Source organism: Mangrovicoccus sp. HB161399 (genome assembly GCF_013184745.1).
GTDB lineage: Bacteria > Pseudomonadota > Alphaproteobacteria > Rhodobacterales > Rhodobacteraceae > Mangrovicoccus.
Genome location: NZ_JAATVU010000044.1, coordinates 19,016 through 37,594, shown reverse-complemented (window position 1 = coordinate 37,594; position 18,579 = coordinate 19,016). Strand labels below are relative to the sequence as shown.

Annotated in this window: 21 protein-coding genes; 13 read left to right on the top strand and 8 right to left on the bottom strand. The window is 68.3% G+C overall.

The window, feature by feature from the left end:
* Nucleotides 1–9: 9 nt before the first annotated feature.
* Both HCC78_RS21045 and HCC78_RS21040 read right to left on the bottom strand, forming a co-directional pair.
* Nucleotides 10–324 (bottom strand): DUF1244 domain-containing protein, encoded by a 315-nt coding sequence (locus tag HCC78_RS21045; RefSeq protein WP_216671245.1) that lies wholly within the window; start codon nt 322–324, stop codon nt 10–12.
* A gap of 69 nt (nt 325–393) precedes the next feature.
* On the bottom strand, nt 394–1,182 hold the full coding sequence (locus tag HCC78_RS21040; RefSeq protein WP_172330765.1) for an N-formylglutamate amidohydrolase: 789 nt from the start codon (nt 1,180–1,182) through the stop codon (nt 394–396).
* 91 nt (nt 1,183–1,273) lie between these two features.
* On the opposite strand from HCC78_RS21040, the gene pyk reads away from it, so the two are divergent.
* Together pyk and HCC78_RS21030 are read left to right on the top strand one after the other, a co-directional pair.
* Nucleotides 1,274–2,719: a pyruvate kinase gene (gene pyk / locus HCC78_RS21035; RefSeq protein ID WP_172330764.1), complete on the top strand. Its 1,446-nt coding sequence runs from the start codon at nt 1,274–1,276 to the stop codon at nt 2,717–2,719.
* Between the two features lie 92 nt (nt 2,720–2,811).
* Entirely contained in the window at nt 2,812–3,348 is a 537-nt protein-coding gene (locus HCC78_RS21030; protein ID WP_172330763.1) for a DUF1269 domain-containing protein, read from the top strand.
* A 35-nt stretch (nt 3,349–3,383) separates the two neighbouring features.
* Here HCC78_RS21030 and HCC78_RS21025 read toward each other — a convergent pair whose 3' ends face one another.
* Entirely contained in the window at nt 3,384–4,151 is a 768-nt protein-coding gene (locus tag HCC78_RS21025) for a MauE/DoxX family redox-associated membrane protein (RefSeq protein ID WP_172330762.1), read from the bottom strand.
* Nucleotides 4,152–4,402: 251 nt separating this feature from the next.
* On the opposite strand from HCC78_RS21025, the gene rpmI reads away from it, so the two are divergent.
* Both rpmI and rplT read left to right on the top strand, forming a co-directional pair.
* A complete protein-coding gene (gene rpmI, locus HCC78_RS21020) occupies nt 4,403–4,603 on the top strand; it encodes a 50S ribosomal protein L35 (RefSeq protein WP_108259693.1) in 201 nt (66 codons plus the stop codon).
* A 12-nt stretch (nt 4,604–4,615) separates the two neighbouring features.
* The gene (gene rplT, locus HCC78_RS21015) at nt 4,616–4,978 is read left to right on the top strand and encodes a 50S ribosomal protein L20 (RefSeq protein WP_172330761.1); all 363 of its coding nucleotides are present in this window, start codon (nt 4,616–4,618) and stop codon (nt 4,976–4,978) included.
* A 1,151-nt stretch (nt 4,979–6,129) separates the two neighbouring features.
* Here rplT and HCC78_RS21010 read toward each other — a convergent pair.
* From HCC78_RS21010 to def (HCC78_RS20995), 4 genes are all read right to left on the bottom strand, one after another.
* Nucleotides 6,130–7,038 carry a DMT family transporter gene (locus HCC78_RS21010; RefSeq protein WP_172330760.1) on the bottom strand — a complete coding sequence of 303 codons (909 nt, stop codon included), beginning with the start codon at nt 7,036–7,038 and terminating at the stop codon, nt 6,130–6,132.
* Nucleotides 7,039–7,136: 98 nt separating this feature from the next.
* Nucleotides 7,137–8,036, bottom strand: coding sequence for a methionyl-tRNA formyltransferase (gene fmt, locus HCC78_RS21005; protein WP_172330759.1), 900 nt, complete (start codon nt 8,034–8,036; stop codon nt 7,137–7,139).
* An 877-nt stretch (nt 8,037–8,913) separates the two neighbouring features.
* Nucleotides 8,914–9,408, bottom strand: coding sequence for a peptide deformylase (def, locus tag HCC78_RS21000; protein ID WP_172330758.1), 495 nt, complete (start codon nt 9,406–9,408; stop codon nt 8,914–8,916).
* Entirely contained in the window at nt 9,405–9,932 is a 528-nt protein-coding gene (def, locus tag HCC78_RS20995; RefSeq protein ID WP_172330757.1) for a peptide deformylase, read from the bottom strand. Before def (HCC78_RS20995) ends, def (HCC78_RS21000) begins: the two co-directional genes overlap by 4 nt.
* Before the next feature lie 148 nt (nt 9,933–10,080).
* Between def (HCC78_RS20995) and HCC78_RS20990 the strand changes: the two genes are divergently transcribed.
* Nucleotides 10,081–11,259 carry a MalY/PatB family protein gene (locus tag HCC78_RS20990; protein WP_172330756.1) on the top strand — a complete coding sequence of 393 codons (1,179 nt, stop codon included), beginning with the start codon at nt 10,081–10,083 and terminating at the stop codon, nt 11,257–11,259.
* A gap of 36 nt (nt 11,260–11,295) precedes the next feature.
* Here HCC78_RS20990 and HCC78_RS20985 read toward each other — a convergent pair whose 3' ends face one another.
* A complete protein-coding gene (locus HCC78_RS20985) occupies nt 11,296–12,126 on the bottom strand; it encodes a hypothetical protein (RefSeq protein ID WP_172330755.1) in 831 nt (276 codons plus the stop codon).
* Nucleotides 12,127–12,285: 159 nt separating this feature from the next.
* Between HCC78_RS20985 and alr the strand changes: the two genes are divergently transcribed.
* From alr to HCC78_RS20945, 8 genes are all read left to right on the top strand, one after another.
* Nucleotides 12,286–13,329 carry an alanine racemase gene (alr, locus tag HCC78_RS20980; protein ID WP_172330754.1) on the top strand — a complete coding sequence of 348 codons (1,044 nt, stop codon included), beginning with the start codon at nt 12,286–12,288 and terminating at the stop codon, nt 13,327–13,329.
* A gap of 280 nt (nt 13,330–13,609) precedes the next feature.
* Nucleotides 13,610–13,975, top strand: a complete 366-nt coding sequence (locus HCC78_RS20975) for an NADH-quinone oxidoreductase subunit A (protein ID WP_172330753.1) — start codon at nt 13,610–13,612, stop codon at nt 13,973–13,975.
* Entirely contained in the window at nt 13,966–14,499 is a 534-nt protein-coding gene (locus tag HCC78_RS20970; protein ID WP_172330752.1) for an NADH-quinone oxidoreductase subunit B family protein, read from the top strand. Before HCC78_RS20975 ends, HCC78_RS20970 begins: the two co-directional genes overlap by 10 nt.
* 9 nt (nt 14,500–14,508) lie before the next feature.
* Nucleotides 14,509–15,111 (top strand): NADH-quinone oxidoreductase subunit C, encoded by a 603-nt coding sequence (locus HCC78_RS20965; protein WP_172330751.1) that lies wholly within the window; start codon nt 14,509–14,511, stop codon nt 15,109–15,111.
* Between the two features lie 3 nt (nt 15,112–15,114).
* Nucleotides 15,115–15,534: a thioesterase family protein gene (locus tag HCC78_RS20960; protein WP_172330750.1), complete on the top strand. Its 420-nt coding sequence runs from the start codon at nt 15,115–15,117 to the stop codon at nt 15,532–15,534.
* Nucleotides 15,531–16,544, top strand: a complete 1,014-nt coding sequence (locus tag HCC78_RS20955) for a sulfotransferase (protein ID WP_172330749.1) — start codon at nt 15,531–15,533, stop codon at nt 16,542–16,544. The genes HCC78_RS20960 and HCC78_RS20955 overlap by 4 nt, the downstream gene beginning before the upstream one ends.
* On the top strand, nt 16,544–17,761 hold the full coding sequence (locus tag HCC78_RS20950; protein WP_172330779.1) for an NADH-quinone oxidoreductase subunit D: 1,218 nt from the start codon (nt 16,544–16,546) through the stop codon (nt 17,759–17,761). Before HCC78_RS20955 ends, HCC78_RS20950 begins: the two co-directional genes overlap by 1 nt.
* 115 nt (nt 17,762–17,876) lie before the next feature.
* Nucleotides 17,877–18,446: a hypothetical protein gene (locus tag HCC78_RS20945; protein WP_172330748.1), complete on the top strand. Its 570-nt coding sequence runs from the start codon at nt 17,877–17,879 to the stop codon at nt 18,444–18,446.
* The last annotated feature ends 133 nt before the right edge of the window (nt 18,447–18,579 follow it).

Sequence of the window (18,579 nt, the reverse complement as noted above, 5' to 3'; positions counted from 1 at the left end):
GCCCTCGGTTCAGCCGTGGGCCTTGTGCGCGACCTCGTAGGCGGCCTTCTGCTCGGCCGTCGCCTCGGTCTGGTGCTTCTCCCGCCACTCGGAATAGGGCATGCCGTAGAAGGCCTCGCGGCCCTGCGCCTTGTCCATCTCGATGCCGCGCGCGTTGGCTGCCTCCTGGTACCACTGGCTCAGGCAGTTCCGGCAGAAGCCTGCCAGCGTCATCATGTCGATGTTCTGCACGTCTGTGCGCGCCGCCAGATGGTCGCGCAGGCGGCGGAAGGCGGCGGCCTCGAGCTCGGTCTGCGTCTGCGGGTCGATGTCGGGCAGGCTCATGTCCCAGTCTCCTCTTAGGGTCGGGCCCAGTCTGGCGCGGCTTGCGGGCAGGGTCCAGAGGCGCCGCGATCAACTCAGCGGATCGCGCGCCTCGCGGGCATCGTGCAGCGCGCGGCGCAGCAGCGGCGCCAGCCGCGCGCCCCAGGCGGCCTGCTGGGCGGGGGTGGCGATCAGGTCGTTGCGGATCTCGATCAGCGTGTTCAGGTGCCCCTGGCGCAGCGCATGGCGGTCGACCGCGTCGCCCGGCAGGTGGCCGGAATAGGGCTGGTTGTCGCCGATCTCCAGCGGCGCGCCGGACACCTCTTCCACCCAGTCCGCGAAATCGGGCGCCGAGAGCGCGGCGATGAAGGCTTCGCTCAGCCGCCGGTCCGCCGCCGACAGGATGCCGACCTGCCAGGGGCGGGGCGGCCGCCCGGCCAGCTGCCGCGTGAAGGAATGCACCGAGACCAGCACCGGATCGGCCCGCGCGCTCATCAGCTCCGCCAGCGCGCCGTGATAGGGCCGGTAGAAGGCGTCCAGCCGCCGGGCGGTCTCGGAAGAATCGGCATGGCGGTTCGCCGGGATGATCGAGCCGTCATAGATCCGCATCAGCAGGGTCGGGTCGTCCTCGCCGCGGTTCGGGTCGATCACCAGCCGCGAGAATCGCGAGGCGGCGACCGGCGCCTCCAGCGCCTCGCCGAGCGCCAGCGCCACCCCGAGCGCGCCGACGTCATAGGCGATGTGGCGCTCCATGTCCCGCGGCGGCAGGCCCAGATCGCCGCCGTTCACCGAGGCGGGGACGATATTCGTCGCATGGTCGCAGCTGACCACCCAGGTCCCGCTGCGCTCCGCTCCGGTCACTTCGAAAGCCCTGGCCATTTCCATACTCTCCCGCCTGCGCGCTACTGGACTGTTGCCGCTAACATCGTTTTGCTTCATTAGCGTCCGTGTAGCGAAAGGGAGGCTGCAAGTGAAACGCCAACGCAACACAAAGATCGTGGCCACGCTCGGCCCCTCGTCCTCCACTTACGAGCGGATCCGGGCGCTCCACGAGGCGGGGGCCGACGTGTTCCGCCTCAACATGAGCCATGGAAGCCATGATGAGATCGCCGAACGCCACCGGATCATCCGCCAGGTCGAGGCCGACCTGAACTCGCCCATAACCATTCTCGCCGACCTGCAGGGGCCGAAGCTGCGCGTCGGAACCTTCGCCGGGAACTCCGAGATGCTGGAGGAGGGCGCGTCCTTCCGCCTCGATCTCGACGAGGCCGACGGCGATGCCAGCCGCGTGCGCCTGCCGCATCCGGAAATCTTCGCCGCGCTGAAGCCGGGCTCGATGCTCCTGGTCAATGACGGCAAGATCCGCCTGAAGGTCGAGAAATGCGGCCCCGATTTCGCGGATTGCACCGTGGTCATCGGCGGCGAGATCTCCAACCGCAAGGGCGTCAATGTGCCCGACGTGGTTCTGCCGCTCGCCGCGCTGTCCGAGAAGGACCGCAAGGATCTGGCCTTCGTCTGCGATCTGGGCGTGGACTGGCTGGCGCTGAGCTTCGTGCAGCGCGCCGAGGACGTGGCCGAAGCCCGCCTTCTGGCCCGCGGCCGCGCCGCGATCATCGCCAAGATCGAGAAGCCGGCCGCGCTGAAGAGCTTCGACGACATCCTCGCGGCCTCCGACGGCATCATGGTCGCCCGCGGCGACCTTGGCGTCGAACTGCCGGTGCATTCGGTGCCCCCCGTCCAGAAGCGCCTGATCCGCGCCTGCCGGGCTGCCGCCAAGCCGGTGATCGTGGCGACTCAGATGCTCGAATCGATGATCGAGAGCCCGATGCCGACCCGCGCCGAGGTCTCGGACGTGGCGACCGCGATCTACGAGGGCGCCGATGCGGTGATGCTCTCGGCGGAATCCGCGGCCGGCAAGTATCCGGTCGAGGCCGTCACCACGATGAACAACGTGGCGATCTCGGTGGAAAGCGACACGAACTACCACCAGATCCTCGATGCCTCGCGCCATATCGAACGGCGCACCGTTGCCGACGGCATCGTCCTGGCGGCGCGCAACCTGGCCGAGACCGCCGACGTGAAGGCGATCTGCTGCTTCACCCATTCGGGCACCACCGCGGCGCTGGTCTCGCGCGAGCGGCCCCGTGTGCCGGTCGTGGCGCTGACGCCGCTGATCTCCACCGCGCGCCGGCTCTGCCTCTACTGGGGCGTGACCTGCGCCACCACCGGCGAGGTCGACCGCTTCAAGATGGCGGTGGTCAACGCGGCCCGCGCTGCGCGGCAGCTGGGCATCGCCGACTCGAAGGACAGCATCATCGTCACCGCGGGCGTGCCGTTCAACCAGTCGGGCACCACGAACATCCTGCGCGTCGCCCCCTGCGAGGAGCGGCTGATCTTCTCGATCGAGCCGGGTTGATCCGCGGGGGCTTGACCTCGCGTCCCCGGATGCCGACCTCTTGTGCACGCCGCTCCTTCCGGGGCGGCGTTCATTCTTGAGGAGGGGTTTCCATGTCCGATCTGATCGTCCTGGGTTTCGACGACGAGGCAACGGGGTTCGAGCTGCGCGCCGAACTCATCAAGCTCCAGAAGGAGTATCTCCTGGAAATCGAGGATGCGGTCGTGGTCACCCGCGACGCCGCCGGCGACGTGAAGCTGCACCAGGAAGTGAACCTGACCGCCGCGGGCGCGGTGGGCGGCGCCTTCTGGGGGCTGCTGATCGGCGTGGTCTTCCTCAATCCGCTGCTCGGGGTGGCCGCCGGGGCGGGGGCCGGGGCGCTGTCGGGCGCACTGACGGATCTCGGCGTGAACGACAAGTTCATGAAGGAGATGGGCGGCAGCCTGCAGCCCGGCGGGTCGCTGGTCTTCGTGCTGGTGCGCCGCGCCACCGGCGACAAGGTGCTGGAACGGCTCGAGGGCTTCCGCGCAAAGGGCAAGGTGATCCAGACCTCCCTGACCAAGACCGACGAGGCCAGCCTGCGGGCGCTGATCGAGGACAACGACCTGTCCGCGGCGGAGACGCCTGCGGCGCCTGTCGCGCCGGTCTGAGCCGGGCCGGGCGGGGCACGTCCCCGCCCGCCGCTTCAGACCATGCCGAGTGCGCGCAGCGGCATCCACAGGCCCATCGCCATCATGGCGAGGTTCTCGCTGAGCGAGACGAAGCCCAGCGGCACGTTCGAGTTCCCGCCCGCGCAGGCGCATTTCAGCTCCCGCTTGTCGATCCAGACGGCCTTGGCGACCGAGAGCGCGCCGATGCTGCCGATCGCCAGCGCCACGGGCGCCGAGAGCCAGGTGAGCACGCCGCCGATCATCAGCACTGCGGCTCCTGCCTCCAGATAGGGGTAGAGATAGGCGTAGCCGACCTTGCGGCGCGCCAGCAGGTCGTAGCCCAGGAACATGGTCGAGAAGCTCTCCACGTCCTGCAGCTTCTGCAAGGCGAGCATGGCCATGGAGAAGGCCACGAACCATTCGGCGGCGCGCAGCGTCAGCGGCGTGCCGAAGACCCCGATGCTGAGCGCCAGCGCGGCCAGCGCCGCCACGGCGAAGATCGCCAGCACCGGCCGGTAGCTGGCTGCATCGGGATCGGGCAGGGGATCGCCGAAATGGGCGCGCAGGTCGTCATGGCCGCCGATCATCTCGCTGCCGATCCAGGTGATCGGCGTCGTCTTGACCGCGTGGTCGCGCTTGAACCGCTCGACCTCCTCGCGGCTGGCCAGCAGATGGTCCTCGACCTCGTATCCGTGGCGTTCCAGCAGGGCCTTCGATTTCAGGCCGAAGGGGCAGAGGTGGTCCGGCGTCGCCATGCGCCATAGCACGGCCTTGCCGGTCGCGTCATAGCTGTCGCGGGGCATGTTGGTCTCCTTCCGGGTTGGGGAGACAACGGGCCGGCGGCGCGACTGTTCCGACAGGGACGCGAGGGGCTTGCGGTCCGTGCGGCGGCATGCGATGCGGCGGGAGCGCGGCCTCCGGCGGAAGGGTGCAGGACAGGTGCAGATAGCGCTTGCCAATCCCCCGCCGGGACAGTAGAGACCGCGGCTCTACCCGTCCGTCCGGTGAACTGGCATGCCGAGTCGGGCGATCACCTCCAGACAGGAGCGAGAAAATGCCGAAGATGAAGACCAAATCGGGCGCCAAAAAGCGCTTCAAGGTGACGGCCACCGGGCGCATCAAGGTCGCCCAGGCGGGCAAGCGCCACGGGATGATCAAGCGGACGACCAAGTTCATCCGGAACGCACGGGGCACCACGGTCCTGAGCAAGCCGGACGAGAAGATCGTCAAGACCTACATGCCGTACGCCCGCTAAGGAGTTAGACACATGCCCCGAGTCAAAGGCGGAGTCGTCACCCACCGTCGCCACAAGAAGATTCTGGACGCTGCAAAAGGCTATTATGGCCGCCGCAGCACCGCCTTCAAGACCGCCACCCAGGCCGTCGACAAGGCGAACCAGTACGCAACCCGCGACCGCAAGGCGCGCAAGCGGAACTTCCGCGCGCTGTGGATCCAGCGCATCAACGCCGCCGTGCGCGCCGAGGATGCAACCCTGACCTATTCCCGCTTCATCGACGGCCTGAACAAGGCCGGGATCGAAGTGGACCGCAAGGTTCTGGCCGATCTGGCCGTTCACGAGCCGGCAGCCTTCGGCGCCATCGTGACCAAGGCAAAGGCCGCTCTCGCCTGACAGGCGGCGAGACCCTGGATTGCGAAGCCCCGGCGCGGAAGCGCCGGGGCTTTTCCGTTTGCGGGAAGGACGGGTGCTCCCGCCCGTCGTTGCCGCGCTGGCGCACGGCGGTTCCGCGAGGCCTCCCGTTGGGCGTGGCCGCCGCTGCGCGGCGGAACGGGGCGCAGCGGCAGCCGGTCTCGCGGAACCGCCGCGCGCCAGCGCGGCCCGGCCCAACGGGAAGAGAGGCCCTGCGCAGCAGGGAATCGATGCGGGCGGGAGTGCCTGGCCGCCGTCCGGCCGAAGGGATCCGCCCGGGCAAGGCAGGCGGGAAAGAGCGCGGGCAGGTCGCAGCGCTCCCTGCTCCGGGAACCGCGCAGCTGCGGGCCGCCTCAGGCCTGTGGACACTTGCCTCCTCCACAAGAAGACGGCGGCGATTGCTGCGGCCGCGAGGCAGGATCCTGCGGCTTTCTCGCAGCGGGATCCTGCGGGGCGGAACCGAAATGGCTCAGAGGGCCACTGCGCGCAGACCTGCCGGTCCAGCGGATGATTGGGGCTCCGCCATGGATTGTTCGGGGCGGCCGCAGCGTGTCGCGGTCTTATGCGGCGTCGGCCATGGCTGCCGCGGCGGGCGGTCCGGCCATCCGCTCCCTCGCCTGAGGAGAGTCCCGCTCCTGTTCGGCGGTCATCGCAACGCGCGCCGGGGAGCCGCGCCCGCGGACAACCATGTGCCGTGACGTGCGCCGCCCGCCGCTGGGCCGATCTTCGGCGCTATTCTTGCACAGGAAGCTTGCTGGCGGGTGCGGACGAATTTTCCGTCGGTGATTGGGGAGTTCGGAACCGGGATCGGCCGGCATTGCCGCGACAATGCGCGGCCAGACCCCCTGGCAGGTGCAGCGGGCGAGCCTGCGGAGCGCCGGAGTCCGACAGCTGGATGCATGCCGGAAGATCGCGCCAGGTTCCCGTACCAAGGATCCGAAGAACCGCTTCGGCGGCCATCCACTTGCCGCGCAGGCCAAGCCGCAGGCAGCGCCGATGGCATGCGATGCCAACCGCTCCCGCTGTCCATCCGGCAAGATCGGCAGCTCCAGGGCACGCATGGAGAAGCTCCCTGTCATGGGGAGGATGAACGATCCTTCGGCGGCCCCGGGAACGCCAAGCGTCCGCAGATCCTAGCGGACCAGCTTCACCTTCGCCTGGGCTATCTTCAGCCGGTGCTCCCGCCAGGCCAGGGCGAGACCGGACAGCACGACCAGCGTCGCGCCGGTGATCATCTGCCAGGTGGGCACCTCGGCGAAGACCATGTAGCCGACGATGATGGCCAGAACGATCGAGATGAACTCGAAGCTCGCGATCACCGCGGCATCGGCATGGCGGTAGCTGGCAGTCAGCAGGATCTGCCCGGCTCCGCCGAGAAGTCCCGCGCCGATCAGCGCCCAGAGCACCGGTGCCTGCGGCAGCACCCAGCCGAAGGGCAGGGTCAGCAGCGACAGGACCGTGGTCGTGGCGGTGAAGTAGAAGACGATGGCGGCAATGTGCTCGGTCTTCGTCAGGTGCCGCACGGTGATCTGCGCCATCGCGGCGAAGACGGTAGCGGTGAAGACCGAGAGCGCGCCGAGCGCCATCGCGATGTCGCCGCCGCCGTCCAGCGCGGTCAGCCGCGGCTGCATCACCACCAGCACTCCGGCCAGCCCGACCAGGATCGTCACCACGCGGAAGATCCGAACGGGCTCGCCCAGGAACATCGCCGCGAAGATCGTCACGAAGATCGGCGTGGCATAGAAGATCGCGGTGACCTCGGGCAGCGGCAGGAAGGTGAGTCCGAGGAACATCAGTCCCATCGCCATGCCGCCGACCAGCCCGCGCCAGAGATGGCCGAAGGGCCGCTCGGTGCGCAGCCCCACGCCCAGTTCGCCGCGCATGGCCAGCCAGGCCAGCAGCGGCGGGAAGGCGAAGAGCGAGCGGAAGAACACGGTCTCTCCCGGCGGGACGGTGGCGGAGGCGTATTTGATGAGCGCGGACATCGCCGTCATCAGGAAGACGGAGGCGATTTTCAGCAGGATGCCGGTGATGGGGGACATGGGAGACTCGCTTGGGACCCCTCATGCCTAGACCGGTCACTCACATGTGAAAACCCGTCTCACCTGTGTGCATGGCGGCCATGCGTCCAGGTCATGCATCAGTCCAGCACGGCCGGCAGCTGCCAGCCGCGCAGCAGTTCCTCGGCCTCCATGGGCCGCTTGCCCGGCCTCTGCGCCAGGGCGATCTCAACCGCGCCGCGGCCGCAGGCGATGCGCAGCCCGCCGAGCACCTCGCCCGGGGCGCCCGACCCGGGCACGGTGCGCGAGGCCAGAAGCTTGATGCGCTCTCCCGCCGCCTCGCACCAGGCGCCGGGGAAGGGCGAGAGCCCGCGGATCAGCCGGTCGACCTCTTCCGCCGGACGTGCCCAGTCGATCCGCGCCTCGGCCTTGTCGATCTTCGAGGCATAGGTGACGCCGTCTTCGGGCTGCGGCTGCGGCACCAGGCTGCCGAGCCGGTCAAGCGCCTCGGCGATGAGCCGCGCGCCCATGGCCGACAGCCGGTCATGCAGCTGGTCCGTGGTCTCCTCCGCCCCGATCGGCGTCGCCTCGCGCAGCAGGACGGGACCGGTGTCGAGCCCGGCTTCCATCTGCATGATGCAGATGCCGCTCTCGGCATCGCCGGCCATGATGGCGCGGTGGATGGGAGCAGCGCCGCGCCAGCGCGGCAGCAGCGAGGCATGGATGTTGAGGCAGCCATGTTCCGGCGCGTCGAGCACCGGCTGCGGCAGGATCAGCCCGTAGGCCACCACGACGGCGACATCGGCCTTCAGCGCGGCGAAGGCCGCCTGGTCTTCCGGCGCCTTCAGCCTGGCGGGGTGGCGCACCGGAAGGCCGAGCGCCTCGGCGCGGGCATGGACCGGGGTCGGGCGGTCCTTCTTGCCGCGCCCGGCGGGGCGGGGCGGCTGGGTGTAGACGCAGGCGATCTCGTGGCCCGCGGCGACCAGCGCGTCGAGCGCCGGAACCGAGAAATCCGGTGTTCCCATGAAGATGACGCGCATGATGCCCTCCTGCCGGTCCTGTCCTGCGCGCGATATAGACGCCGCGGCGGCAGGGCGCCACCGGCTTTGCCGCCACCCGGTCCCCTGCGCCGCGCGGGAGGTTGAACCGGGGCGCTCCCGCCCGTCGTTGCCGGGCTGGCGCGCAGCGCCTCCCGTTGGGCCGGGCCGCTGCGCGGCGCCGGGAGATATCTGCCGATGGATATGCAGGGGATGCGGACCGCCGTACTGCGTGCGGCGCTGGAGTGCCGATCCGTCCCTCCCGCAGCCGGACGCGGCGGATTGCGGTCCTGTCCTGCCTGACGCAGGCTGTGGCGCCATACTCAGGGCATCGGACCGGCGCAGGACGCTGCCGGAGCAGGATCGGCCGAGTGGGGGCGTGGTCCGAAGGGCCCGTCCGCGGGATCGCTGGACATGTTCGCGGATTGCCTCGGGATGGTGCCTGCGGACGCCGGCCCTTGGCCGGTTCCCGGCCTGCCTTCGCCCGGACCTGCCGTCCAGTCGAGGCGAACCCAGCGCGGGATCGGGGCATCCAGACCGTCACCTCGCGAAACCCTTTGCACGCGCGGGGCATCCAGGGCGTCCTTGGCGGCAAGCGGGCCGGCCCCGTCGAACGCGGGCAAAACCCCTGCAGCCAATCGGATGCGTTCCAATCCCGGTCCCGATCCTGTGCCGTGGATGCTGCAATGATGCGAGGTCGCCGGGCACCTGCCTCGCCAGGCCCGTCACGCCGCTATTGTCCTGCCGAGCGGAGCTCAGCCATCGGAGCCGCGCCGCCGCGCGCCAGCGCGGCCCGGCCCAACGGGAAGAGATGGCCCGCGCAGCGGGGCGGCGATGACGGGCGGGAGCGCCCCGCCGCAATCCGGCGGAACGGGGCGCTTCAGCGCAGCTTGGCTGCCTTGCGCAGCAGCATGTCGCGCTTCACTTTGCTCAGCCGGTCGAAATACATCTTGCCGTCGAGATGATCCACCTGGTGCTGCACGCTCGTCGCCCAGAGGCCGACGAAGTCGCGCTCTTCGGTTCCGCCCGCCTCGTTGAGGAACCGCACCGTGACGGCCCGCGGCCGGGTCACCCGTGCCGAGAGGCCGGGCAGGTTGGGGCTGGCTTCCTCATGGTCGCGCGGCTCGATCGAGCTGTGCAGGATCTCGGGATTGGCCATCTTCACCGCCTTGCCGCGCTCGTCGGAGGCATCGACCACGGCAAGCCGCCGCATCACCCCGATCTGGCAGGCGGCGAGCCCCACGCCCGGCATCGCATCCATCGTCTCGACCATGTCGGCCCAGATCGCGCGCACCTCGTCATCCACGGAGCCGACCTCGTCGCAGCGGGTCCGCAGCCGCTTGTCCGGCCACATCACGAAGGGACGGACGGTCACAGCGCCTTGCGCGCCCGTTCGCGCTTCAGCTTCTGCATCTTCCGGGTGATCATCTGGCGGCGCAGCGGCTTGAGGTAGTCGATGAACAGCTTGCCGTCGAGATGGTCGATCTCGTGCTGCACGCAGGTCGCCCAGAGCCCGTCGAACTCCTGCTCCTGCAGCTTGCCGTCGCGGTCCATCCAGCGGACCTGCACCAGCTTCGGCCGGGTCACCTCGGCATATTGCTCGGGGATCGACAGGCAGCCCTCCTCGTAGACATTGGTGATGTCCGAGGAGGCGGTCACCTCCGGGTTGAACATCGCCACCGGCTTCGGCTCGGCGCCTTCCTCCTTGACGCAATCCATCACGATGACCCGTTGCAGCACGCCGATCTGCGGCGCCGCGAGCCCGATGCCGGGCGCGTCGTACATGGTCAGCAGCATGTCGTCCGCAAGCGTGCGCAGCTCGTCGGACATGTCCGGGACGGGCTCGCAGACCGTCTTCAGACGCGGGTCGGGATGGATGAGGATCGGAAGGATGGCCATTGCGATCATCTAGGACAAGCCGGCGGTCTGCGCAATTGCCTGGAGCGGCAAAATTCAACTCCCCGTGACACGCTTTCCCCTGCGTCCGGGTGGCATCCCGCACGGTGCTGCCCTAGCTTCCCGGTGACTGGTTCAGGAGTGCTCCGAGATGGTGTTTGATTTCGACCGCGTGATCGAGCGGCGCGGCAGCAATTGCGGCAAGTGGGACAACATGGAGAAGCTCTATGGCGTTCCCGCCGAGGACGGGCTGGCCATGTGGGTCGCGGACATGGATTTCGCCACCGCCCCGGCAGTGAGCGACGCCCTGCGCGCCATGGCCGATCACGGCGTCTTCGGCTACATCGCGTCGGATGCCGAGTACCGCGAGGCCGTCCGCTGGTGGATGCGCACCAGGCATGGCTGGCACGTGGAGCCGGAGTCGGTCTTCACCACCAACGGGCTGTGCAATGCGGTGGCGCTGGTGCTGGATGCCTATACCGCGCCGGGCGACGAGATCGTGCTGATGGCCCCGGTCTACCATGCCTTCGCCAAGACGATCCGCAATGCCGGTCGCGTCGTGGCCGAACGGCCGCTGAAATGCGCAAACGGCCGCTACGACATGGATCTGGAGGCCTGGGATGCGCAGATGACGGGCCGGGAGAAGGCGGTCATCCTCTGCTCGCCGCACAATCCCGGCGGCCGGGTCTGGTCCGCCGAAGAGCAGAAGGCCTTGGCTGCCTTCGCGGAGAAGCACGGCCTGCTGGTCATCTCAGACGAGATCCACCAGGACCTGACCTATCCCGGCGCCACCCATGTGCCCTTCCTCAAGGCCGCGCCGGAGGCGGCGCCGCGCACGATCGTGCTGAACGCGCCGTCGAAGACCTTCAACACCGCGGGCATGCATTGCGGCCAGGTGATCATCCCCGATGCGGAGCTGCGCAGCACCTTCGCGGCGCGGATGCAGGCGCTGGCGCTGGCGCCGAGCTCGGTCAGCCTGGAGGCGACGCGGGCCGCCTATTCGCCCGAAGGTGCGGAGTGGGTGGATGCGCTGCAGGCCTATCTGGACGGCAACCGCCGCGTCTTCGACGACGGGGTGAACGCCATCCCGGGCGTCCGCTCCATGCAGCTGGAGGCGACCTACCTGGCCTGGGTGGATTTCTCCGGCACCGGCATGGAAACCGCCGAGATCCTCGACCGGGTGCAGAACAAGGCGAAGATCGCGGGGAATCTCGGCGCGACCTTCGGGACGGGCGGCGAGAGCTTCGTGCGCTTCAATCTGGGCACCCAGCGGTCGCGGATCGAGGACGCGGTGTCGCGGCTGCAGGGCGCCTTTGCCGATCTGCAGTGAGATGGCGGGGCAGGGCGCGGGCCCTGCCCCCTGCCGTCACTGCGAGGCCGCGACCACGTCGCCGTAGAGCTTTCGGTCCGCGGTCTGCAGCCCGGCGCCGATGACGATGTAGGACGGCACGACATAGGCGTCGTTCTTCTCGTCGAAAAAATGGCCGGGCACTTCCATCTTGACGTTCTCGCGGGCGTAGAGGCTCTTGCCGCGGAACTCCATGTCGTTGATGTCCTTGTCGTAGAGCTCGCCCAGTTCCCAGCCGTTCTCCAGCAGCTTGGTCACCTCGTCATTGCCCGCGACCCCGACCATCAGCATCGCGTCGATGTCGCCCTGCTCCGCCAGGGTAGGCGCCAGCAGCGTCAGGTCATGCACGGGCGTTGCCTTGGACCAGTCCGACTTGTTGCCCATGTCGCCGGTCTCGATGCCCACGATGGTGCGCCAGAACAGCTCCGTCCCCGAGCCGATCGTGTCGACCAGGATCCTGTCGCCTTCGCCGAGATCGCTCAGCTCGTCCATCCGGCTGTCCGGGGGAAACAGGATGAAGGCGTATTCGTTGCCGTAATTGGCCACGGTCTTCAGCTGGCAGCCCTCCTGCTCGCGCGCGAAGATGGCGTCGATCTGCATGATGCCGACGGTCGCGCGGTCGCCGCAGAGCGCCAGCGAGATCGCGTCGGAACCTTCGTAATTGTCGATCCAGACCTCGTAGCCGCGCTGGGTCAGCCGCTGGGCGATCTCCTGGCCGCGCTTCTCGTAGCCGCGCCCCTGCTGGCCGACGGCGACATGGATCGCCGCATCGTCGGATGCGGTCTGGGCGAAGGCGGGGGCCGCCGCGGCCGAAACGGCCAGCAGGGCCGGGATCAGGAAGTTGCGCATCGTCTCCTCCTCGGGGGTCAGGCACCGCCGGGCGCGGCGCCGGATGGCGTGTCCCGAGACATAGGGGATGCGCGGCCGCGATGCGACCCCCTCGGCAGCGCCATGGCGGAATCCGATACCGTCTTGACGCGGCTTTCCGTTGGGCGCAATTGCCCGGCCATGGCTACCGGACATCTTACCATCGATCTCGACTCAGTGGCACGCAACTGGCGGGCCCTCAATGCAATGACCGCGCAGGGCACGACGACTGCCGCGACCGTCAAGGCCAATGGCTACGGCCTGGGCGTGGAGCGGATCGCGGGCGCGCTTGCCGGCGCGGGCGCGCGGAAGTTCTTCGTCGCCGCCGCCGAGGAGGGCGTTGCGCTCAGGGCCGCGCTCGGTCCCGATTTCTGGATCGGCGTGTTCTCGGGCCACATGGCCGGGGATGCCGAGCTGATCCGCCAGAATGACCTGGTGCCGATGCTCAACAGCGCGGAACAGGCGAAGCGCCACATGGAGGCGCTTCCCGGCCATCCCTTCGGCGTTCAGCTCGACAGCGGCATGAACCGGCTGGGCATGGAGCCCGCCGAATGGCAGGGCTTGCGCGACAGCCTGCTGGCGGCGAAGCCGGAACTGCTGATGTCGCACCTGGCCTGCGCCGACGAGCCAGCGCACGAGGCGAACCTGTCGCAGAAGCGCGCCTTCGACGCGATGACCGAAGGCACCGGCGTGCCGCGCTCGCTGGCCGCGACCGGCGGCGTGCTGCTCGGCCCGGACTACCATTACGAGCTCGTCCGCCCGGGCATCGGCCTCTATGGCGGCCGTCCCTTCGAGGCCGCCGCGCCGGTGGTCACGCTGAGCCTGCCGGTGATCCAGGTGCGCACCGTCGAGAAGGACGAGGCGGTGGGCTACGGCTGGACCTGGGGCGCCACCAAGCCCGTTCGGATCGCGACGGTTTCGGCCGGCTATGCCGACGGCATCCTGCGCGTCCTGTCGAACCGCGCCATCCTGTGGGCGGGCGACGTGGCCTGCCCGCTGGTCGGGCGGGTGTCAATGGACCTGCTGACGATCGACGTCTCGGCGCTGGATCACGACCCCGAGTCGCTGGACCTGGTGAATGCCGCGCACGGCGTCGACGAGCTGGCCGACGAGGCCGGCACGATCGGCTACGAGCTGTTCACCTCGCTCAGCCGCCGCTACGCGCGCAGCTATGCCGGCGGCTGACCCGGCTGCGGCCCGCCCCGGCGGGCCGGTTTCCTTCACGTTCCGTTTACCGCTGCAGGTCCCGCCCGCGGCGGTTCCGGCATGGCTGCGCCGCGCCTGCCGCCGACAGCGGCGGTTGCTGCGTCATTAGCGCGCTCTCGCTGGCTTTCCAGCGGTAAAGTCTTGTGCGCAATTGCATTTATCCGGGCCGAATTAACCTTCCGTTGGTTGACCGGAAATCTTGACGGGCTTATCCACGATAACTAGCCAGTCAAGGCACGCTGCTCAGGAGGAGGTGACCGTGGACGAGCTTTTGAGAGAGTACCTTCCCATCCTCGTCTTCCTCGGGATCGCCGTCGCGCTGGGGGTGATCCTGATCGCCGCCGCAGGCATCGCCGCGGTGCGCAATCCCGACCCGGAAAAGGTCAGCGCCTACGAGTGCGGTTTCAACGCCTTCGACGATGCGCGGATGAAATTCGACGTGCGGTTCTACCTGGTCTCGATCCTGTTCATCATCTTCGACCTGGAGATCGCCTTCCTGTTTCCCTGGGCAGTCGCCTTCAAGGACATCTCGATGACCGGCTTCTGGTCGATGATGGTGTTCCTCGGCGTGCTGACCGTGGGCTTCGCCTATGAATGGAAGAAAGGGGCGCTCGAATGGCAGTGACTACCACCGCCTATTCCGCCGGTCCCGACCGCGAGGTGGCGACCCAGACCCTCAACCGCGAACTGCAGGACAAGGGCTTCCTGCTGACCTCGGTGGAGGACATCGTCAACTGGGCGCGCACCGGATCGCTGCACTGGATGACCTTCGGCCTCGCCTGCTGCGCCGTCGAGATGATGCACACCTCGATGCCGCGCTACGACCTGGAACGCTTCGGGACCGCGCCGCGCGCCTCTCCGCGCCAGTCCGACCTCATGATCGTCGCGGGCACGCTGACCAACAAGATGGCCCCGGCGCTGCGCAAGGTCTACGACCAGATGCCCGAGCCGCGCTACGTCATCTCGATGGGCTCCTGCGCCAATGGCGGCGGCTACTACCATTACAGCTATTCCGTGGTGCGCGGCTGCGACCGGATCGTGCCGGTCGACATCTACGTGCCGGGCTGCCCGCCCACGGCCGAGGCGCTGCTCTACGGCATCATGCAGCTGCAGCGGAAGATCCGCCGCACCGGCACCATCGTCCGCTGAGGGAAGCCCATGACCCAGGAACTCGAGGAACTCGCCGCGACGCTGGAGCTGAAGCGCCCGGACTGCGTGCTGTCGACCGAGATCGCCCATGGCGAGCTGAACGTGAACGTGGCGCCGGTGCGGCTGCCGGGCTTCGCCGACTACATCCGCACCGAGCCGACCTGCCGCTTCTCCACGCTGATCGACATCACCGCGGTGGACTATCCGCAGCGCGAGAAGCGCTTCGACGTGATCTACCACTTCCTGTCGATGTACCAGAACCAGCGGATCCGGCTGCGCGTGCAGGTGCGCGAGGACGAGATGGTGCCCAGCCTCGTCTCGATACTCCCCGCCGCCAACTGGTTCGAGCGCGAAGTGTTCGACATGTTCGGCATCCTCTTCAAGGGCCATCCGGACCTGCGCCGGATTCTCACCGACTACGGCTTCCGCGGCCATCCGCTGCGCAAGGACTTCCCGACCACGGGCTATACCGAGGTGCGCTATGACGAGGTCGAGAAGCGGGTCGTCTACGAGCCGGTGAAGCTCGTCCAGGAATACCGGCAGTTCGACTTCATGTCGCCCTGGGAGGGTGCCGAATACATCCTTCCCGGCGACGAGAAGAAAGGGGCCTGACGCGTGAAGCCGGGGCTCTCCATAGGCGACCGCGCCACGTTTTCGCGCGTGGTCCGTCCCGAGGAGGTCGTGCCCCTGCTTTTTCCCGATGCCCGGGTGATGGATCCGATGCCGCATGTGTTCGCCTCGGCCTACATGATCGGGCTGTTCGAATGGGCCTGCGTGGAGCAAATCGCGCCCTTCTACGAGGAGGGCGAGGGCTCGCTGGGCACCGGTTTCGAGATGACCCATGTTGCGCCCACGCCGCCCGGCCTGACCGTGACCGTGGAGACCGAGATCGAGTCCTTCGACGGCAAGTTCGTCTGGTTCAAGGTGCGCGGCCATGACGGCGCGGACGTGATCGGCGAAGGCCGCCACCAGCGTGCGGTGGTGCAGTGGGACAGGTTCAAGGCGCGCGTGGAGCGCAAGCGGGTGTCAGCATGAGTAACATTACCAGTTTTTCGGTGAATTCGATGCGCTTCCCTTCGGACAAGACCGTGATCTACTGCGTCGGCGCGCAGAAGGGCGGGACCACCTGGCTAGGCGACTATGTGGCCGGGCATCCGCAATGCTACCTGCCGCCGATGAAGGAATGCCATTTCTTCGACACGCGCTACGGCTTCGACATGCAGGCGCGCAAGGTGGCGATCAACAACATGAAGCGGCACCTGACCTCGATGCTGGGGACGGACAATTTCCGTTTCGGCGAGAAGCTGCTGGAGCTGCAGGCCGCGGTGCAGCGGGCCGAACTCTTCGCGCCGGACGACCGCGGGCTGGCCGCCTATCTGCGGCTGCTGACCGCGCGCGCGGGCGCGGCGACGCATCTGTGCGATTTCACGCCGTCCTACGCGACCTGCGACCGGACGGTCTTCGGCTTCATGGACAGCCTCGCGGACAATGCCCGCTTCGTCTTCATCATGCGCGACCCGATCGACCGGCTGTGGTCGCAGGCGCGGATGGCCTCGAAGAACATCCTCAACCGCAATGACGGCGCGGATTTCGAGAAGGCGGCGCACCGGGCTCTGAAGCACTACCTGGGCAACTACCAGGCGGCGACGCTGCCGCGCTCGAACTACATGCGCACGATCGCCGAGCTCGAGGCGGCGGTGCCGCGCGACCGCATCCAGTACCTGTTCTACGAGACGCTCTTCACCGACGACGCGGTGCGGAAATTCTGCGATTTCGCCGGGATCGACTTCGTTCCGGCAGATTTCGGGCACCGCTCCAACGAGGGCACCGGGCTCGACATGCCCGGCTCGGTCCGGAAGTTGCTGGGGGAGGGACTCCAGGTGCAGTACGATTTCATCCGCGACCGCTTCGGCAGCGAGGTCCCGGCCGCATGGCAGGACCCGGCGGGGGCGGCGCGCGGCACGGAGGCGGCGCCGGAGGGCGCGGCCCGAGAGGATACCATGTCCGGCGGCAATCCCGCTCGGAGCGAAGGGGGAAGAGCATGATGGACGGCGCGAATTTCGACGACGCTCTGACCGGCGAACAGAAGATCCGGAACTTCAACATCAACTTCGGGCCGCAGCACCCGGCGGCGCATGGCGTGCTGCGCATGGTGCTGGAGCTCGACGGCGAGATCGTCGAGCGCTGCGATCCGCATATCGGGCTGCTGCACCGCGGCACCGAGAAGCTGATGGAGAGCCGCACCTACCTGCAGAACCTGCCCTATTTCGACCGCCTCGACTACGTGGCGCCGATGAACCAGGAGCATGCCTGGTGCCTGGCGATCGAGAAGCTGACCGGCACCGAGGTGCCGCGCCGCGCCTCGCTGATCCGGGTGCTGTTCTGCGAGATCGGCCGGGTGCTGAACCACCTTCTCAACGTGACCACGCAGGCCATGGACGTCGGCGCGCTGACGCCGCCGCTCTGGGGCTTCGAGGAGCGCGAGAAGCTGATGATCTTCTACGAGCGGGCCTGCGGCGCGCGCCTCCACGCGGCCTATTTCCGGCCCGGCGGGGTGCACCAGGACCTGCCGCCGAAGCTGATCGAGGATATCGACGCCTGGGCGGTCGAGTTCCCCAAGGTGCTCGACGACATCGACGGGCTCTTGACCGAGAACCGCATCTTCAAGCAGCGCAACGCCTTCATCGGCGTGGTCAGCGAGCAGGAGATCCTGGACTGGAGCTTCTCGGGCATCATGGTCCGCGGCTCGGGCCTGGCCTGGGACCTGCGCCGCGCGCAGCCCTACGAATGCTATGACGAGTTCGACTTCCAGATCCCGGTGGGCAAGAACGGCGACTGCTACGACCGCTATCTCTGCCGCATGGCCGAGATGCGCGAGAGCGTGAAGATCATCCGCCAGGCCTGCGCCAAGCTGCAGGCGCCGGAGAACCAGGGCGACGTGCTTGCGCGCGGCAAGATCACCCCGCCCTCGCGCGGCGACATGAAGACCTCGATGGAAGCCCTGATCCATCACTTCAAGCTCTATACCGAGGGCTTCCACGTCCCCGAGGGCGAAGTCTATTGCGCGGTCGAGGCGCCAAAGGGCGAATTCGGCGTGTTCCTGAAATCGGACGGCACCAACAAGCCCTACCGCGCCAAGATCCGCGCGCCGGGCTACCTGCACCTTCAGGCGATGGACCATGTGGCCAAGGGCCACCAGCTGGCGGATGTCTCGGCGCTGATCGGGACCATGGACATCGTCTTCGGCGAGGTCGACCGCTAGGATGTTTCGAGGCGGGGCGGAGACCGGCACCGGGATGCACCGGCATCCCCGGAAAGCCCGGCGTCCCGCGGGCAACGGACGGAAAGGGATGCGGATGCATCCGGATGCAAGGCAAATGCGCGCCCTCGCGGCTGCGCTGGCAATGGCGGCCTGCGGCACCGCGGCAGCGGCGTCGGACGGGCTGCCGGTTTTCGACGGGACCGCGGGCTATGCGGTCATCGGCCCCTACGAGGGCGGTCTTCTGGTCCAGGACCGGCGCGGTCCGGCCTTCCTGTGCGATACCGACATCGCCAATGTCGTCCTGCTGAAGAACTGCCGGCCGGTGCTGACGGCCGGGCAGATGGAGGCCTATGCCACGGCGAAGGCGCAATCCGACCGCCAGCAGGCGGTGGCCGACGAGCGCAGCCGCGTGCTGGCGCTGCCCGAGGCGGAATTCGAGCGTGCCGGGCGCCGCACCCTGTCGGAGCAGGGCTGCCAGGTCGATCTCGGCCGCTCGGCGGCGCTGTCCGCGGACGTGCTGCCGGCCTTCGCCGCGGCGCTCGGGATCCCGGACGAGCTGCAGCCGGGAATGATGCGGCTGACCGACGATCTCTTCACCCAGACGCTGGAGCGGCTGCTGCGCAAGCGCCAGATCACCTTTGACCGCGCGACGCGCGTCGCGCGTCTGGTGGAGTGCGAGCAATGAGGCGGTTCCCGTGCGCGGGCCGCCAGAATGGCGTTGTGCCGCGGCAGGTTTCCTGCGAAAGCGGCGGTCATGAGGCCGCGAGTCAGGGCAGGGGCGCAAGCCGCCGCGCCCAGCAGGGTCAAGGGCTTGCAGG

Excerpts from the sequence above, each read along its gene's own strand:
- HCC78_RS20985 (WP_172330755.1), bottom strand. The coding sequence starts at position 12,126 with ATGCGCAACTTCCTGATCCCGGCCCTGCTGGCCGTTTCGGCCGCGGCG.
- HCC78_RS21010 (WP_172330760.1), bottom strand. The coding sequence starts at position 7,038 with ATGTCCCCCATCACCGGCATCCTGCTGAAAATCGCCTCCGTCTTCCTG.
- rpmI (WP_108259693.1), top strand. The coding sequence starts at position 4,403 with ATGCCGAAGATGAAGACCAAATCGGGCGCCAAAAAGCGCTTCAAGGTG.
- HCC78_RS20955 (WP_172330749.1), top strand. The coding sequence starts at position 15,531 with ATGAGTAACATTACCAGTTTTTCGGTGAATTCGATGCGCTTCCCTTCG.
- HCC78_RS20945 (WP_172330748.1), top strand. The coding sequence starts at position 17,877 with ATGCGCGCCCTCGCGGCTGCGCTGGCAATGGCGGCCTGCGGCACCGCG.
- HCC78_RS20950 (WP_172330779.1), top strand. The coding sequence starts at position 16,544 with ATGGACGGCGCGAATTTCGACGACGCTCTGACCGGCGAACAGAAGATC.
- rplT (WP_172330761.1), top strand. The coding sequence starts at position 4,616 with ATGCCCCGAGTCAAAGGCGGAGTCGTCACCCACCGTCGCCACAAGAAG.
- HCC78_RS20990 (WP_172330756.1), top strand. The coding sequence starts at position 10,081 with ATGGTGTTTGATTTCGACCGCGTGATCGAGCGGCGCGGCAGCAATTGC.
- HCC78_RS21030 (WP_172330763.1), top strand. The coding sequence starts at position 2,812 with ATGTCCGATCTGATCGTCCTGGGTTTCGACGACGAGGCAACGGGGTTC.
- fmt (WP_172330759.1), bottom strand. The coding sequence starts at position 8,036 with ATGCGCGTCATCTTCATGGGAACACCGGATTTCTCGGTTCCGGCGCTC.
- HCC78_RS21045 (WP_216671245.1), bottom strand. The coding sequence starts at position 324 with ATGAGCCTGCCCGACATCGACCCGCAGACGCAGACCGAGCTCGAGGCC.
- alr (WP_172330754.1), top strand. The coding sequence starts at position 12,286 with ATGGCTACCGGACATCTTACCATCGATCTCGACTCAGTGGCACGCAAC.
- HCC78_RS20965 (WP_172330751.1), top strand. The coding sequence starts at position 14,509 with ATGACCCAGGAACTCGAGGAACTCGCCGCGACGCTGGAGCTGAAGCGC.
- HCC78_RS21040 (WP_172330765.1), bottom strand. The coding sequence starts at position 1,182 with ATGGCCAGGGCTTTCGAAGTGACCGGAGCGGAGCGCAGCGGGACCTGG.
- HCC78_RS21025 (WP_172330762.1), bottom strand. The coding sequence starts at position 4,151 with ATGCCCCGCGACAGCTATGACGCGACCGGCAAGGCCGTGCTATGGCGC.
- HCC78_RS20970 (WP_172330752.1), top strand. The coding sequence starts at position 13,966 with ATGGCAGTGACTACCACCGCCTATTCCGCCGGTCCCGACCGCGAGGTG.
- def (WP_172330757.1), bottom strand. The coding sequence starts at position 9,932 with ATGGCCATCCTTCCGATCCTCATCCATCCCGACCCGCGTCTGAAGACG.